The sequence below is a fragment of the Hydrogenophaga palleronii genome (assembly GCF_031457455.1).
GTDB classification, from domain to species: Bacteria; Pseudomonadota; Gammaproteobacteria; order Burkholderiales; family Burkholderiaceae_C; genus Hydrogenophaga; species Hydrogenophaga palleronii_A.
In genome coordinates this window covers 25713-41183 of record NZ_JAVDWU010000007.1, presented here as the reverse complement: position 1 = coordinate 41183, position 15471 = coordinate 25713, and the positions used below count along the sequence as shown (strand labels likewise).

Sequence of the window (15471 nt, the reverse complement as noted above, 5' to 3'; positions counted from 1 at the left end):
CCACCCAAACAACCCAAGGCCCGTCATGATCTCCACGCACACACCCCTCCATCTCGACTGCCATGTCGTCGAACTGCGCCAGTACACGCTGCACCCCGGCCAGCGGGACACGCTGATCAAGCTGTTCGAGCGCGAATTTCTGGAAACGCAGGAAGCGACCGGCATGACCGTGATGGGTCAGTTTCGCGACCTCGACAACGATGACCGGTTTGTGTGGCTGCGCGGTTTTTCCGACATGACCACCCGCCAGGCCGCTCTGGACGCGTTCTACGGCGGACCCGTGTGGGCGGCACACCGCGACGCGGCCAATGCCACCATGGTGGACTCGGACAACGTGCTTCTGCTGCGTCCAGCCTGGGACGGCGCGAGCTTTCCACTTGCTCAGAGACCTGCGGGTACGGCCAACCCACCGCCGGCTGGCATGCTGGATGCCAGCATTTTTCACCTGCACCAGCCTGCCAGCAGCGCGCTGGTCGACTTGTGCCGCCACAAGCTCACACCCTTGTTGCGGCAGACCGGTGCCAGTGCAGTGGGCTGGTATGTCAGCGAGACCGCAGCCAACAACTTTCCCCGCCTACCGGTGCGCGAAGGTGAACATGTGATGGTCGGCCTCGCGCTCTTCGAAAGTGCTCAGGCGCTTGAGGACCTTGTTCGCAGCGGCGTGTGGGCACGCGAGGCACAACACCTGCTGGACCCCCATCTGTTGCGGCCGACCGAGAGTCTTCGCCTGGCACCCACTGCCCGATCAGCCATTCGGCTCTGAACATCACCAGCGCCAAGGCAGCTTTTGTAAGGACAGGAACCATGGACACATCCACCGAAAACGACTTCGACTTTCTACAGGGGCGCTGGCGGGTGCATCACAAGCGCTTGCGGGAGCGGTTGGTGGACTGCCAGGAGTGGCAGGCATTTGAAGGCACCTGCGCGATGCAACCCATCCTGGATGGCAAGGGCAACCTGGACGACAACTGGCTGGACCTGCCGGATGGGGGCTACCGCGCCATCTCACTGCGGGTGTTCGATGCGTCATCACGGCGGTGGGCGATCTGGTGGCTGGACGACCGCCGGCCACACGCGCTCGATGTGCCCGTGGCGGGTGGCTTCGAGCACGGCACCGGCACCTTCTACGCCGACGACACCCTCGATGGCCTGCCGATTCGCGTGCGGTTTCGGTGGACCGACACCCAATCGGCCACGCCGCGCTGGGAGCAGGCCTTTTCGATCGACGGCGGCGCGACCTGGGAGGTCAACTGGATCATGCAATTCACACGCGAAACGGGCGGGTGTGCATGAGCACAGCAGCGAACCAGCAGACCAAGACATCCGTCTTTAAGGTACCTGCTATGTGCCAGGCACCTTGAACGTCTTCCGGGCCTGCGCCGCCTTGTCGCCGATCACGCAACCGTTCGCATGGTCATTCACCAGACCCATGGCCTGCATGAAAGCAAAGACCGTGGTGGGCCCCACGAACTTCCAGCCACGCTTTTTCAGGTCCTTGGACAGCGCGATGGATTCTGGTGAAACGGAGACGGTCTGTGGCTCGGCCGCGCGGTGGGGTTTGGCTTCAAACCGCCAGAAGTAGGATGCCAGGGAATCGCATTCGGCCTGCAACTGCACGGCGCATCGGGCGTTGTGGATGACGGACTCGATCTTGCCCCGGTGGCGCACGATGCCGGCATCCTGCAGCAGGCTTTCCACCTGCTTTTCACCGTATTTGGCGACACGATGGAAGTCGAATCCGCTGAAGGCGCGGCGAAACGCTTCGCGTTTGGCCAGAATGGTGCGCCAGCTCAAGCCCGACTGGAAGCTCTCCAGGCAGATCTTCTCGAACAGGCGGATGTCGTCGGCCACCGGGAACCCCCATTCGCGGTCGTGATAGGCCTCGAACTCGGGCGCGGCGGCGCACCAGCGGCAACGGGGCTGGCCGTCGGTGCCCGGGATGGTGGTGGCCTTGCTCATGAGGCTGCCGTTGGTGACGAGTTGGCCTGGAGCAAGGGAACCATGCCCTGCGCCAGCAGCGAAGGCGCCACGGTGTGGATTTCAGCGGTGACCACCTGGTGGATCACGAACGGGTCCTGGTCAACGCGCTGCTGGATGGTTTCGCGGTCCATGTTCGCGGCCAGCACGGCGCCGCCTTGCGCGTTGTCGAGCGACCCGGTCATCAGAAAACTGCCGTCGTCAATGCCCTGTTGCATCCACCGCTTGTGCTCCGCCATCCACTGCCCGGCCTGGGCGCGGTTGGGTCCGAATTTCAGAAAGATGATGTGCATGTGGTCTCTTCTTCTATGGTTTAGGCGGGTTTGATGTTTTGGCGCGCCTGCGAGCAGCGGGCTCTTCTGGGTGCAGGGTCAACAACCAATCGTGGATCTGTGCCACTTCGCGACGGATGAAGGTTTCGTCGTGAAAGGCGTTGGCCAGGGATGCAATGCCCTGGCTGCGCGACAGCAAATGCATGGCCAGCACGTCTGCATCTGCGCGACGCCCCAGAGCCATGAACTGCTCGCGCAGCCAATGGCGGAACTGTCCGAAGATCATGCCGGCTTCGCCATGCGCGGGATGCTCCAGCTTGGCCAGTTCGGCGCACAGCGTGCCCACCGGGCAGCCGTAGCGCTGGATGTCCTTGCGGTTGCGGATCAGCATTTCTGCAAAACAGCCCAGCCGCGCCATCGGCGTCTCTTCGCTGGCGGTCCAGTGTTCCAGCATGGCTTGCGTGTGGGCCGCACGCAGCTCGATCACCGCCGACAGGATCTCGTCTTTGGTCTTGAAGTGGTGGTAGAAGTTGCCACGAGAGAGCTTGACCTGTCCCGCAATGTCGGCGAACGAGGTCTTTTCAAAGCCGCGCTGGTAGAACAGCGCATCGGCGGCTTCGACGATTCGCTGCCGGGTGCTGCTTTCGTGGTGAGACGTGATGGAAGAAGGCATGGAGTGGGTCGGCGCACTGATTAGGTCGGTTGTCCTATTCAGTTTAGGACATACGTCCTAGTGCGTCAACCATCCTCCTCCCCGTCACCCAATCGCACGGCGTTCAGGAATGCTCAAACCGCGCTGCGATGCCGCTCGATACAGGTCTTCAACACCTCGTCGTGGTCGCGCTTCCACCAGTGACCGGTGGAAAAAATTTCCACCTCGCTGAAACCCGCAAAGCCATGTGCTTCGACCCAGCCGCGGATGCGCGGGATGTCGATCACACCGTCGCCCATCATGCCGCGGTCGTTGAGCAGGTCGGTGGTGGGGGTGAGCCAGTCGCACACGTGGAAGGCCAGCAAGCGCTCGCGGCCGGCACGTTCGATCTGAGCCTGCAGTTTCGGGTCCCACCACACGTGGTACACGTCCACCGCCACGCCCAGGGCGCCAGTGCGCTGTGGGTCCAGCGCATCGCAAAGGTCGAGCGCGTGTTCCATGGTGTTCACGCAGGCGCGATCGGCCGCGTACATGGGGTGCAGGGGTTCGATGGCCAGGGGCATGCCGCTGCCTTTGGCGTATTCCAGCAGCGCACCAATGCCGTCTTCCACCTGCTGGCGGGCATGGGCGATGTCCTTGTGCGCGGCCTTGCCCGCCAGTGCACCGGGCAGCGCCCCGACAACCAGCACCAGGCAGGGAGCGCCCAGTTCACAGGCTTCATCGACCGCGCGGCGGTTGTCCTCAAACGCGGCCTGCAGGCCTGCTGCATCCATCGCCGGAAACATGCCGCCCCGGCAGTAGCCGGAGAGTTTCAGGCCCAGTGCCTTCACCTGCTTCGAGATGGCGCCAAGCCCTGCGGCCGCCACCTGGTCGCGCCAGGGGGAGACGGCCGGGATACCGTGGCGGGCGCAGGCGTCGAGGATCTGCGGCAGCGGCAGATCCTGGCCGTGGCTCTTGCGGACCGTGGCGGTGTTGATGGAGAGCCAGCGGTGGTTTTGGGAAAAATCGCGCATCACTCAACACCGTGCAAGGCCAGCAGCGTGTTCATGCGTCGCACCGCCAGCTCGGGCTGCTCCAGCAGGTTGGCCGCGTCGGCCAGGCGAAACAGCTCGGCCAGGTGGGGCAATGAGCGTGTGCTGTGCTGGCCACCCACCATGGTGAAGTGGCGCTGGTGGCCGTTGAGCCAGGCCATGAAGACCACGCCGGTTTTGTAGAAGCGCGTGGGTGCGGCAAAGATGTGGCGCGACAGCGGCACGGTGGGGCCGAGGATGTCGTGGAACTTTTGCAGGTTGCCCTGCGCCAGCTCGCCCAGTGCGGCGCTCGCAGCGGGTGCGATGGCGTCGAAAATGCCGAGCAGCGCGTCGCTCTGACCGTGGGTGATTTCGCTGCCGAAGCCGTCACCGGCTATGAGTTCGGCGTAGCTGAAGTCGTCGCCCGTGTACATGCGCACACCGGGCGACAAGCGGCGGCGCATGGCGATTTCCTTGTCTTTGTCGAGCAGGGAAATCTTGATGCCGTCGACCCTGCTCGGGTGTGCGGCGATCACTGCGAGCGCCGTGTCCATGGCCTGGTCTACATCGTTGCTGCCCCAGTAGCCTGCAAGCGCGGGGTCGAACATGTCGCCCAGCCAGTGCAGCACCACGGGCTGCTTCGCCTGGCTCAGGATGCGGTCGTACACGCGTTCGTAGTCGGCCGGGCTGTTGGCCACGCGGGCGAGTGCGCGGCTGGCCATGATGATGAGCTTGCCGCCGAGTTTTTCGATGGCGGCCATCTGATCTTCGTAGCCGGCGACCACTTCATCAACCGTCTTCACATTCTCCAGCACCAGATGATCCGTGCCGCAGCCGGACGCCACCAGCGCACCGGGGCCAAAGTCGCGTGCGGCGTCCAGCGAACGGCGAATGAGTTCCAGAGAGGTGGGCCAGTCCAGCCCCATGCCGCGCTGCGCGGTGTCCATGGCCTCGGCCACGCCCAAGCCCAGCGACCACAGCCGCTGGCGGTACGCAATGGTGGCGTCCCAGTCAACCGCGCATTGCAGCCAGGGATCGATGGCGGCCAGCGGGTCGGCCACCACGTGGGCGGCGGAGTAGGCGATGCGATTGAACTTCACGCCTGCTGGGGGCTTCACCGGCGTGGTGCCGCGCAAGGTGTAGGTCTCGACCTTGCCGGAGGTGTTCGGTAGCTTGAGAGATAGGGTCATGGGCTCAGACCTTCAAAGGCTTCACATCCACCCAGCGCCGTTCCTTCCAGCTCTCCAGCGCAGCCTCCACCAGTTGCACACCCTTGGCGCCTTCGGGCAGGGTCCAACGGTACGGCGCGTCTTCCACCACGTGGCGGATGAAGTGTTCCCACTGGATCTTGAAGCCGTTGTCGTAGACCTGCGAGTCTGGAATCTCCTGCCACTGGTCGAAGAAATTCATGGTCTGTTTTTCGTCCGGGTTCCACACCGGGCGCGGCGTGGCCACGTGGGCCTGGGCGCGGCAACTGGAAAGGCCGGCCACGGCCGAGCCATGCGTGCCGTCCACATGGAAGGTCACCAGATCGTCGCGGCGCACGCGGGTGGCCCAGCTCATGTTGAGTTGGGCGATCACCGGCTCACCGTTGTGGCCGATGAGTTCGCAGGTGGCGTAGGCGGCGTCGTCGGCCGTGGCTTTGTAAGGCTGGCCAGCCTCGTCCCAGCGCTTGGGAATGTGGGTGGTGCCCAGGCAGCTCACCGACTTCACCTCGCCGAACAGGTTGTCCAGCACATAGCGCCAGTGGCACATCATGTCCAGAATCATGCCGCCGCCGTCTTCCTTGCGGTAGTTCCAGCTGGGGCGCTGGATGGGCTGCAGGTCACCTTCAAACACCCAGTAGCCGAACTCCAGGCGCACGCTGAGCATGCGGCCGAAGAAGCCGGCGCGGCGCAGCATGTCGAGCTTGCGCAGGCCAGGCAGAAAGAGCTTGTCCTGCACTGCGCCGTGCTTCAGGCCCATGGCCTTGCCGGCCTCTTCGGCCAGGCGCGCGATTTCCACCGCTTCATTGAGGTTGGTGGCAATGGGTTTTTCACAGTACACGTGCTTGCCGGCACGAATGGCCTTGGCCAGCAAGGTGGGCCGCATCTGCGTGGTGCCGGCGTCGAAGAACACGGTGTCGTTCTTGTTGGCGAGCGCGGCGTCCAGGTCGGTGCCCCAGCGGGCGATGTTGTGCGCCTTGGCCAGGGCCTCCATTTTCTCGGCGTTGCGGCCGATGAGGATGGGGTCGGGCATGACCTTGTCGCCATTGCTCAATGTCACACCGCCCTGCGCGCGAATCGCGCAGATGGAGCGGATCAGGTGCTGGTTCATGCCCATGCGACCGGTCACGCCGTGCATGATGATTCCGAGGGTCTGAGTTGCCATGGGGGTTCTCCGTGAAGGCGTGATTGAAGGTCAGGGGATGGCCTGCAGGCTGCGCCAGTCGGGCGTGGCGGCGCTGGCAAAGCCGGCGGTGTGCAGGGATGAGATGTCAAGCTGGCCGTTGCGCACTGCGAGGTGCGGCCGGCCACCAGTGGTTTCGTAGAGGCCGGGGTGTGCGTCGGCAAAGGCCTGGGCTTCTGCAGCGGGCGCGGTGCCAAAGCCGTCCACGTAGTGGTGGCCGTTGCGTTCGATGTGGCGCACGCCCAGGCTGGCAGCCAGCAGCGTGTCCTGCTGCACGGCCAGGCCGGCCTGACAGGTGAGGTCTTCGCCAGAGAGCAGCAGCGCTGGGTCTTGCGCGATGCGGTGCGCACTGTGCAGTGAGCGGTAGATGCCCTTGCAGGCCTTGCTGGAAATGCCCCGGTAGCCCAGCGCCAGCCCGGCGTCGAGCGCACCGGCGTGGTCGTCGGATTCGTCCAGGATGACGGGCACGCCAATGCCCAGGTCGGCAATGGATTCGTTCAGTGCCACCGCGCGCTCCAGCGGTTGCTCAAGCAGCAGGGTGCGTGACAACAAGTCGTGCAACGCAGGCGTTGCCAGCAACGCCTGCCAGAAGCGGCCCAGGCTGGCAGCGTCGGTGAAGGTTTCGTTGCCGTCGAGCGTGACGCGGTAGTCGCCGCCCAGGCGCTGCAGCACAGTGGCAATGCGGGTGAGGCGTTCCACATCGGGTTCGATCTGACCGCAGAGCTTGAGCTTGAAGTGGTGCAGGCCGTAGTGGCGAATAGCCGCTTCCAGCGTGGCGGGCAGGCCGTCGGCAGGGTCGGCACCGGGGTCGCTGTCGGTAAGACGATCGGCCAGGCCCACCGTGTGCCGAAGGGTCACTTCGTTGGGTTGCACCAGAGGTAGCTGGCCGCTCCAGGGATCGCCCAGCACGCCGGCACGCAGACCTTGCACCCAGCTCTGATTGGCGGCGCGCAAGGCCGCGTCTGCCACGGCCTTGTCCAGCACCGCAGCACCAAACTGGGCGGCAAGACGCGGCAAGCCACGCGCCACCGAAACCGCCACCGCCGCTTCACCGACCGATTGCGAGAGCGCAAACGGGGTGAGGGATTCACTGCACGCCAGCAAGGCTTCGCGCGCGTTGCGCAGCGATTCGCGCAACTGTTCAAAGTTCTGTTCGTGCGTGAGCGCGGGTGACTTGTCGAACCACTTGGGCACCATGAGTTCGGCACTGGCGCCGTCGAATGAAAGGCCGTTCACTTCCGTACGCACGCGCACGAAAGCCTGGGGGCAATGCGTGACGGTGGCCGCACCGAAACGAAACGGCAGGCGCAAAGTGACGTGGCGCTGGAACAGCTCAACTTCGCGGATACGCAAGGTGATGGCCTTCATTTCAGTTGCTCCCACGCGCAGCATGCGACCCGCGACGCATGAAACGGTCCAGTCCAGGGGCACCGCCGGGCCGGCTTTGTCGGACGGCCAGTGCCGCCCCCTTGAGGGGGCTGAGGGCTGCGGCTCCAAGCCTGCCTGCGCAGGCTTGGACAGCCCGAAGAAGCATCGACTCTGGCGATGCTGCGGCCTGCAAGGCACGCGAAACGGCGCGGGGGTGTTTCATCCCAGGGAGTTCCACAGGTCGAGCACATGGCGTGCGCAGGCTTCGGCACAGCCGCGCCCGTCGGGCTCGTATTCAAAGGGCTCCACCGCCACCCAGCCGGTGTAGCCGCTGTCTTTCAACACCTGCAGCACGGGGCGCTGGTCGGTGTCGCCCTGGCCGGGGCCACGTCGGTTGCGGTCGTTGAGCTGCACGTGGGCGATGTGGCCGCTGGCGAGAAAGCGGCGCAACACCTCGTGCACGGGCTCGGTTTCGTTGTGCGTGGCAGCACTCACGTCGAGCATGGTGCGCAATGCGGGTGAGCCCACACGGTCAACCAGCGCCGCAGCTTCGGCCACGGTATTGATCACCGGGGTTTCAAACCGGCCCAGCGGTTCCAGGCAGTAGACAACGCCAGCGGCCTGGGCATGTTGCGCCAGTTCGGCCAGTGCATCGGTGAGGCGCTGCGTGGCGTCTGCCACGGACTGGCCCAGTGCGGGTGATCGTTGCTTGGGAGAACCGTGCACCAGCACCCTGGCACCGCAGGCGGCCGCGAAATCGATCAGGCGACGCAAGAGTTCGAGCGTTCGGCGGCGCACAGCCGCATCGTCGGTCACCAGCGAAAGGCCCTCCGGCTTGACGAGCAGCCAGTGCAGGCTGGACACCTGCAGGCCATGGCCCGCCGTGGCCATGCGCACCCCGCGCGCACTGGCGGCATCGAGTGTGAACGGGTCTGCGGTCAGCGTGAAAGGCGCTATCTCCAGCGCGCCGTAGCCCATGCGCGCGGCCATGGCGCACTGCGCGGGCAGTGGCAACGGCAGCAGCACTTCATTGCACAGGGCCAGCTTCATGCGGGGGCCTCGCGCTTTTTCGGTCGCCCGTGCAGGCTCCAGAGTCGCCAGGCGATAGTGGCAAAAATCAGCGCTGCCACGGTGCCGGCGATGGGGCGGGTGAAGAACGGCGTCAGATCGCCGTCAGACAGGATGAGCGCACGACGCAGGTTCTTTTCCAGCAGGTCACCCAGCACGATGCCCAGCACCAGCGGTGCCATGGGATAGCCGAAGTGGCGCAGAAAGAACCCGATGAGGCCGAAGGCCAGCATCACATACACGTCGAACAGACGGCCGGCGATGGCGAAGCTGCCCACCGCGCACAGCACGAAGATGATGGGCACGATCAGGTGCTGCGGCACGCGCAACACCTGCACCAGCGCCTTGGTCAGCAGCAGGCCGTAGATCAGGATGCCGATGGTGGCGAACAGCATCATGGCCACCACGTCGTACACGAACTGCGGGTTCTCCACCATGATCAAGGGCCCTGGCTTGACGCCATGGATGATCATGGCAGCCATGAGCACGGCTGCCGGCGCAGAACCTGGAATGGCCAGTGTGAGCACCGGGATCATGGCACCGGGCACGCAGGCGTTGTCACCGGTTTCTGCGGCCATGAGCCCTTCTACCGAACCCTTGCCGAACTTTTCTTTTTCCTTGCTGGCGCGCTTGGCTGCGGCGTAGGACGACCAGGCCGCCACGTCTTCACCCACGCCTGGCACGATGCCCACGCCGGTGCCGATGAGCCCTGAACGGATGATGGTGCGCCAGTACTGAGTAAGGTCGCGCAGCCGCGGAATGACGCGGTCGAGCGCGCTGATCTTCACCGGCAGCCGCCGCTCCCGCATGGCGGTGAGCAGCTCGGCAAAGCCGAAGGCACCCACCAGTGCCGGAACCAGCTGGATGCCGCCGGCCAGGTCGCGCACGCCCCAGGCGAAGCGCTCGTAGCCGTACTGCGGCTCCTGGCCAATGGTGGCGATGAACAGGCCCGCAATGCCCGCGATCCAGCCCTTGAGGGGATCGTCACCGGTGAGGGTGCCGGCGATGATGACGCCGAACAGCGCCAGCCAGAAAAATTCGTAGGCGCCAAAACGCAACGCCAACCCGCCCAGCACCGGCGTGAACGCGGCCAGAAAGAACATGCCGATCAGCGTGCCGAGCACCGACCCGGTGGTGGCAATGCCCATGGCGCGGCCCGCCATGCCCTGGCGGGCCAATGCATGGCCGTCGATGCAGGCGGCGGCAGACGCCGGTGTGCCAGGAATGTTGAGCAGAATGGCTGAGCGCGAGCCGCCGTAGATGGAGCCCACGTAGGTGCAGATCAGGATCAGCAACGCCTCGTTGGGGGCGAGCTGCAGGGTGAGCGTGGTCATGAGCGCCAGCGCCATGGTTGCGGTGAGGCCGGGCAGCGCGCCCATGATCACGCCCACCAGCGAAGCGAGCAAGGCGTAGGCGATGGTCTCGGGCGTGCCGAAGCGCACGATGGATTGCCCGAAGAGAAGGAGTCCGTCAAACATGGGGAGGCTGGAAATTCACGACGATGTTTTCAAGGCAGGCGCACCAGGAAAACTTCCTGGAACATCACCGTGACGATGGCGGAGCCGAGCAGGCCCACGGCCAGTGCCACCAGCCAGCGCCGGGTGGGCGAGGCTTCAGGTGGCGCAAAGATCACCACGAAGGCGGTCACGAACAAGGCGGTGGCCAGCCAGAAAGGCACGCGCCCGATGAGCAGCGCCGCGTAGGGCAGCGACAGCGCCAGCATGATGCCGATGCGACGGTTCAGAAGTGGCTCGCCCGGCGCTTCTTGCGCACCGGCCGCCGAACGCCGCCAGCCCCGCAACATGAGCACCAGCCCCAGCAGCACGACCACACCACCCAGCATGCCGGGCACGAAGCCGGGCATGGTGTAGAGCTGCGCGCCCATGGAGGTAAAGCGATCCATGCGAAACGACTCCGCCAGGATCAACAGACCAAAAGCTGTCCACCCCGCTCCGCCCCAGAGGTCGGAGCGGGCAGATTTTCCGCCCTCGCTCATGCTGTGTTTCCGCTGCTGGTGGGGTCAGGGCCGTGGGATGCCCACGGTGTCGGGCGAGACCTTGGCCTTGCCGGCGGCCTGCTGCGTCCAGGCGTAGGACTGGATAGCCGGGAACACCGCCTTCTGCGCTTCTTCACCCGCCATGGGGGCAAACATGGCGCCACGCGACTGTGCGTACTTCTTCAGGGCTTCGCTCTTGACCATTTCGGTGGCCCAGATCTTGTCCAGCGTCTGCTTGACTTCAGGCGGGGCTCCCTTGGGCACGAAAATGCCGAAGTAATTGATCGGATCCTTGAAGCCTGGAATGAAGTCGGAGAGTGGCGGGATGGTGCCGTAGCCTTCGATCTCGATCGACTTGTCGCCCACCACCGCCAACGGGCGGATGCGCTTGGCGCGGATCATGTCGGTCTGCTCGGCGGCCAGCTGGGTGGTGACTTCGGTTTCGCCGGAACCGGCGGCCACGGCGGCTGGCGCACCGCCGTCGTAGGTCACGTGCTTGTAGGTCACGCCGGCCACGCGTGCGATCGACTCGATGGCCGAATGGCCGCTGGAGTTCACGCCCGCCGTGGCAACGGAAATGGCACCCGGCTTGGCCTTCATGGCGGCGATCAGGTCGTTCATGGTCTTGTACGGCGTGTCCGCATTCACGCCCACCACGGCGATGTGCGCCACGTTGAGGTACAGGTTCCAGTCACCGGCCGATGTGTCCAGCATGCCCAGCACCTTGTAGGTGCCTAGGTCCTTGGCGCCGCCAGCGGTCCAGGTGTAGCCGTCGGCCGGTGCTGCCATGGCGTTCTTGGTGCCCACCGAGCCGGACGCACCGGGCTGGTTCATGATCACGATTTTCTGACCCAGGTGCTTCTCCAGCTCCGCGGCCGTGACGCGCGACACCTGATCGGTGGAACCGCCTGGCGCCCAGGGCACGATCAGGGTGATGGGGCGATCCGGCTTCCACTGCGCCATGGCGCTGGCAGCGGCCACACACAGCAGGGTGGTGGTCAGAACGTTACGAAGGCGAAACGGGCTGTGCATGCGATGTCTCCTGTATTAATTCACCGAGTAGTGAATAGTAGGGACCCCCAGTTGCACCGTCAAGGCGGCAGGCGGCTCAGCTTCTCAGTACATACCCTAGGATCACATCGCACATGTGAGACAGCCGCTCGGCGTGCGCCTTGGGCGTCATGAGGTCTCGACCGAAGATGGCCGAGAGCGTGTAGTTGTTCGACAGGTAGAAGTACGACAGGCCGGCAATCGACACATACAGCTGCAGCGGATCCACCCCACCCCGAAAACTGCCGTCCACCCGGCCTCGCTCCAGCACCTCGCCCAGCGTGGCGATCAGCGGCGAGTTCAGCTGACGCGCCCGTTCCGATTGCTGCAGATGGCGCGCCCGGTGCAGGTTGGCGCTGTTCAGTAGAGTGAGAAACTCCGGATTTTCCAGGTAATACGTCCAGGTGAACTCCACCAGCCGGCGCAGTGCCATGGCCGGTTGAAGCCCCAGCAGGTTGAGCTCGCGCTCCTTCTCCCGGATGTGCCGGTAGGCTTGCTCGAGTACTGCCTGGAACAGGGTTTCCTTGTCGGCAAAGTAGTAGTAGATCAGCCGCTTGTTCAGGCCGGCACGCTCGGCAATTCGATCCACCCGCGCGCCTCCCAGACCATGTTCGGCGAACTCGTCGCGCGCGGCCATCAGGATCGCATTCTGCGAGCGGTCGGCATCGCGCAAACGCTCTTCGGTGACAGGGGCTTCGGTTTTGCTCATGCCGGCATATTTCACCAATTGGTTAACTAAGTCAATCAGGCATGCCCCTCAGGGGGCAACACAAGCACCACCCGAAAATCGTTCACGTTCGTGTGCGTCGGCCCCGTCAGCACCAGATCGCCAATGGTCTCAAAGTAGCCATACGCGTCGTTGCGATCCAGGTGGTCGGCCACGTTCAGGCCCATGGCCTGCGCACGGGCCAGCGTATCGGGCGTCACGATGGCACCGGCGTTGTCTTCCACACCATCAATGCCATCGGTGTCGGCCGCCAGCGCCCACACCCCCGCCTGCGCTTGCAGGGCCTGCGCCAGGCCCATGCAGAATTCGCCCGCGCGCCCGCCCCGCCCCTTGGGCTGGCCTTCGGCGCGGGGCCGTACCGTCACAGTGGTTTCTCCGCCGCTGAGAATCACGCACGGCGGCTGAAACGTGCTGCGGCCCTGCGCCGCCGAGCGCGCCAGCGCCGCGTGTACCTTGCCCACTTCGCGCGATTCGCCCTCGATTTCGTCGCTCAGCACATACGCATTGAGCCCCAGGGCGCGCGCCGCATCGGCGGCGGCCTCCAGGCTTTGTTGTGGCGTGGCGATGAGCTCCACCACATGACCGTCGAATCGGGCATCGTCGGGCTTTGGGGTTTCCAGTGCGCCGCTTTCCAGTTGCGCGCGTACCGCATCGGGCACGTCGATGCCATAGCGCTTCAGGATGGCGAGCGCGTCGGCACAGGTGGAGGCGTCGGGCACGGTGGGGCCGCTGGCGATCACGCTCGCGTCGTCGCCAGGCACGTCGCTGATGGTGAGCGTGACCACGCGCGCCGGTGCACAAGCCGCCCCCAGTCGCCCACCCTTGATGGCTGAGAGGTGCTTTCGCACCGTGTTCATCTCAAGGATGTTCGCGCCGCTTTCCAGCAGTTGCCGGTTGATGCGTTGCTTGTCTTCCAGCGTGATGCCTTCGCATGGCAGCGTGAGCAAGGACGAACCCCCGCCTGAGACAAGGCACAGCACCAGGTCGTCTTCCGTGAGGCCCTGCGTGAGCTGCAGGATGCGCTGGGCGGCCGCCAGACCAGCGGCGTCGGGCACCGGGTGCGAGGCTTCCACCACTTCAATGCGATGTGCGAGGGCCTTGGGGCGCGGTGGCGTGTGGTGATAGCGCGTGACCACCAGACCAGAGAGTGGCGCATCCGCCGGCCACAAGGCTTCCACCGCCTGCGCCATGGCGCCCCCCGCCTTGCCCGCGCCGATCACCACGGTGCGCCCTTTGGGCGGCGCCGGCAGGTGCGCGGCGGTGTTGTGCGATGGCAGTGCGCGTTGCACCGCCACATCGAACAGCTGGCGCAGCAGCACACGGGGATCGCCGTGGTGGATGTCTGAGATCGGAATGTCTGAGTGCGTTGAGAATGTGGACATGCCGCCGATTGTCGCCACATCGGGCCATCCCATAAAACATCCATCGCCATGAGCAGCCTGCTGATCCACAACGCCGCGTGCATCGCCACCTTCGACCACGCCGATCCGGCACAAGGGCGGGAGCTGAAAGACGCGTCGCTGTTCGTGCGCGACCACCTGATCGAATGGATCGGTCCCGCAGCAGACCTGCCCCCTGCCCTGCGCGATGAAGCCAGCGAGGTGATCGACGCACGCGACCATCTGGTGGTGCCCGGCCTGGTGAACACGCACCACCACATGTACCAGAGCCTCACCCGCGCCATTCCCGGTGTGCAGGACGCGGAACTGTTTGGCTGGTTACGAGGGCTGTACCCCATCTGGGCAGGGCTCACGCCGGAAGCGGTGCAGGTGTCCACCCAGGTGGCCATGGCCGAGCTGCTGATGAGCGGCTGCACCACCAGCAGCGACCACCTCTACATCTACCCCAACGGCGTGCGACTGGAAGACAGCATTGAAGCGGCACAGCAGATCGGCATGCGCTTCATGGCCACGCGCGGCGGCATGAGCGTGGGCCAGTCACAAGGCGGCCTGCCGCCAGACGCGGTGGTGGAGCGCGAGGACGCGATTCTGAAAGACAGCCAGCGGCTGATTGAAACCTGGCACGACAGTCGGCACGGTGCCATGCTGCAGGTGGCGCTGGCGCCCTGCTCACCGTTTTCCGTGAGCCCGGCGCTGATGAAAGAAAGCGCGGCCCTGGCGCGCAGCTTCAAGGGCCAGGGTGTGCGCCTGCACACCCACCTGGCTGAGAACGACCACGACATCGCCTACAGCCGAGAGAAGTTCAACAAGACCCCCGCGCAGTACGCACAGGAACTCGACTGGCTGGGCGACGACGTGTGGCACGCGCACTGTGTGAAGCTGGACGACGAAGGCATTTCCCTTTTCGCTGCCAGCCGCACCGGCGTGGCGCACTGCCCCTGCAGCAACATGCGCCTGGCCAGCGGCATCGCGCCCGTGCGCCGCATGCTGAACGCCGGTGTGCCGATGGGCCTGGGCGTGGATGGCAGCGCCAGCAACGATGGCGCGCACATGGTGAACGAAGCCCGTCAGGCCCTGCTGCTGGCCCGCGTGGGGCGCGCGCTGCAGCCGCCCGAAGTGCGCGAAGGCAAAACCTTCTTCGGCTGCGACCTGGGCCCCACCGAAATGACCGCCCGCGACGCCCTGTACCTGGCCACGCGCGGTGGTGCACAGGTACTGGGCCGCACCGACATCGGACACATCGCCGTGGGCATGTGCGCCGACCTCGCCCTGTTCGACCTGCGCACTCTGAGCTTCTCCGGCGGCGCCGTACACGACCCAGTCGCCAGCCTGCTGCTGTGCGCCAGCCCGCAGGCGGCGTATACCGTGGTGAATGGGCGGGTGGTGGTGAAAGAAGGCCAGCTCACCACGGTAGAACTGGGTCCGCTGATCGAGCATCACAACCGACTCGCGCTTCAACTCGCAGAGGCCGCAAGGCGCTCAGCCTAAAGAGAAGACTGCAGCTCCACCGACGCCACCGGAGCGAAGTGCCTCCATCCAAGGCACCCGTGGAACCGGCTTCGC

General features: G+C 65.1%; 16 protein-coding genes. 3 read left to right on the top strand and 13 right to left on the bottom strand.

What is annotated here, in order from left to right:
• Positions 1 to 25: 25 nt before the first annotated feature.
• Positions 26 to 763: an NIPSNAP family protein gene (locus J2W49_RS16350; protein WP_310318481.1), complete on the top strand. Its 738-nt coding sequence runs from the start codon at positions 26 to 28 to the stop codon at positions 761 to 763.
• 41 nt (positions 764 to 804) lie between these two features.
• A complete protein-coding gene (locus tag J2W49_RS16345; protein WP_310318478.1) occupies positions 805 to 1293 on the top strand; it encodes a DUF1579 domain-containing protein in 489 nt (162 codons plus the stop codon).
• A 48-nt stretch (positions 1294 to 1341) separates the two neighbouring features.
• Here the strand turns inward: J2W49_RS16345 and J2W49_RS16340 are convergent, their stop codons facing one another.
• The 13 genes from J2W49_RS16340 to J2W49_RS16280 form a co-directional block, all read right to left on the bottom strand.
• Positions 1342 to 1959: a DNA-3-methyladenine glycosylase I gene (locus tag J2W49_RS16340; protein ID WP_310318475.1), complete on the bottom strand. Its 618-nt coding sequence runs from the start codon at positions 1957 to 1959 to the stop codon at positions 1342 to 1344.
• Positions 1956 to 2270 carry a YciI family protein gene (locus J2W49_RS16335; protein ID WP_310318472.1) on the bottom strand — a complete coding sequence of 105 codons (315 nt, stop codon included), beginning with the start codon at positions 2268 to 2270 and terminating at the stop codon, positions 1956 to 1958. Before J2W49_RS16335 ends, J2W49_RS16340 begins: the two co-directional genes overlap by 4 nt.
• A gap of 13 nt (positions 2271 to 2283) precedes the next feature.
• Complete coding sequence (locus tag J2W49_RS16330; protein ID WP_310318469.1) at positions 2284 to 2922, bottom strand: TetR/AcrR family transcriptional regulator; 639 nt, start codon at positions 2920 to 2922, stop codon at positions 2284 to 2286.
• Between the two features lie 113 nt (positions 2923 to 3035).
• Positions 3036 to 3914: a sugar phosphate isomerase/epimerase family protein gene (locus J2W49_RS16325; RefSeq protein WP_310318466.1), complete on the bottom strand. Its 879-nt coding sequence runs from the start codon at positions 3912 to 3914 to the stop codon at positions 3036 to 3038.
• Complete coding sequence (locus J2W49_RS16320; protein ID WP_310318463.1) at positions 3914 to 5101, bottom strand: dihydrodipicolinate synthase family protein; 1188 nt, start codon at positions 5099 to 5101, stop codon at positions 3914 to 3916. The genes J2W49_RS16325 and J2W49_RS16320 overlap by 1 nt, the downstream gene beginning before the upstream one ends.
• 4 nt (positions 5102 to 5105) lie before the next feature.
• Positions 5106 to 6281 (bottom strand): Gfo/Idh/MocA family protein, encoded by a 1176-nt coding sequence (locus tag J2W49_RS16315; RefSeq protein ID WP_310318460.1) that lies wholly within the window; start codon positions 6279 to 6281, stop codon positions 5106 to 5108.
• 30 nt (positions 6282 to 6311) lie between these two features.
• Positions 6312 to 7667 carry an enolase-like domain-containing protein gene (locus J2W49_RS16310; protein ID WP_310318457.1) on the bottom strand — a complete coding sequence of 452 codons (1356 nt, stop codon included), beginning with the start codon at positions 7665 to 7667 and terminating at the stop codon, positions 6312 to 6314.
• A gap of 219 nt (positions 7668 to 7886) precedes the next feature.
• Positions 7887 to 8717 carry a sugar phosphate isomerase/epimerase family protein gene (locus tag J2W49_RS16305; RefSeq protein WP_310318455.1) on the bottom strand — a complete coding sequence of 277 codons (831 nt, stop codon included), beginning with the start codon at positions 8715 to 8717 and terminating at the stop codon, positions 7887 to 7889.
• Positions 8714 to 10213 carry a tripartite tricarboxylate transporter permease gene (locus tag J2W49_RS16300; RefSeq protein ID WP_310318452.1) on the bottom strand — a complete coding sequence of 500 codons (1500 nt, stop codon included), beginning with the start codon at positions 10211 to 10213 and terminating at the stop codon, positions 8714 to 8716. The genes J2W49_RS16305 and J2W49_RS16300 overlap by 4 nt, the downstream gene beginning before the upstream one ends.
• 29 nt (positions 10214 to 10242) lie before the next feature.
• Positions 10243 to 10731 (bottom strand): tripartite tricarboxylate transporter TctB family protein, encoded by a 489-nt coding sequence (locus J2W49_RS16295; RefSeq protein ID WP_310318448.1) that lies wholly within the window; start codon positions 10729 to 10731, stop codon positions 10243 to 10245.
• Positions 10732 to 10755: 24 nt separating this feature from the next.
• Complete coding sequence (locus J2W49_RS16290; RefSeq protein WP_310318444.1) at positions 10756 to 11763, bottom strand: Bug family tripartite tricarboxylate transporter substrate binding protein; 1008 nt, start codon at positions 11761 to 11763, stop codon at positions 10756 to 10758.
• Between the two features lie 76 nt (positions 11764 to 11839).
• Positions 11840 to 12490, bottom strand: coding sequence for a TetR/AcrR family transcriptional regulator (locus J2W49_RS16285; protein WP_310318441.1), 651 nt, complete (start codon positions 12488 to 12490; stop codon positions 11840 to 11842).
• A gap of 35 nt (positions 12491 to 12525) precedes the next feature.
• Positions 12526 to 13890 carry a glycerate kinase type-2 family protein gene (locus J2W49_RS16280; RefSeq protein WP_310318439.1) on the bottom strand — a complete coding sequence of 455 codons (1365 nt, stop codon included), beginning with the start codon at positions 13888 to 13890 and terminating at the stop codon, positions 12526 to 12528.
• A 48-nt stretch (positions 13891 to 13938) separates the two neighbouring features.
• Between J2W49_RS16280 and J2W49_RS16275 the strand changes: the two genes are divergently transcribed.
• Entirely contained in the window at positions 13939 to 15396 is a 1458-nt protein-coding gene (locus J2W49_RS16275) for an 8-oxoguanine deaminase (RefSeq protein WP_310318436.1), read from the top strand.
• The last annotated feature ends 75 nt before the right edge of the window (positions 15397 to 15471 follow it).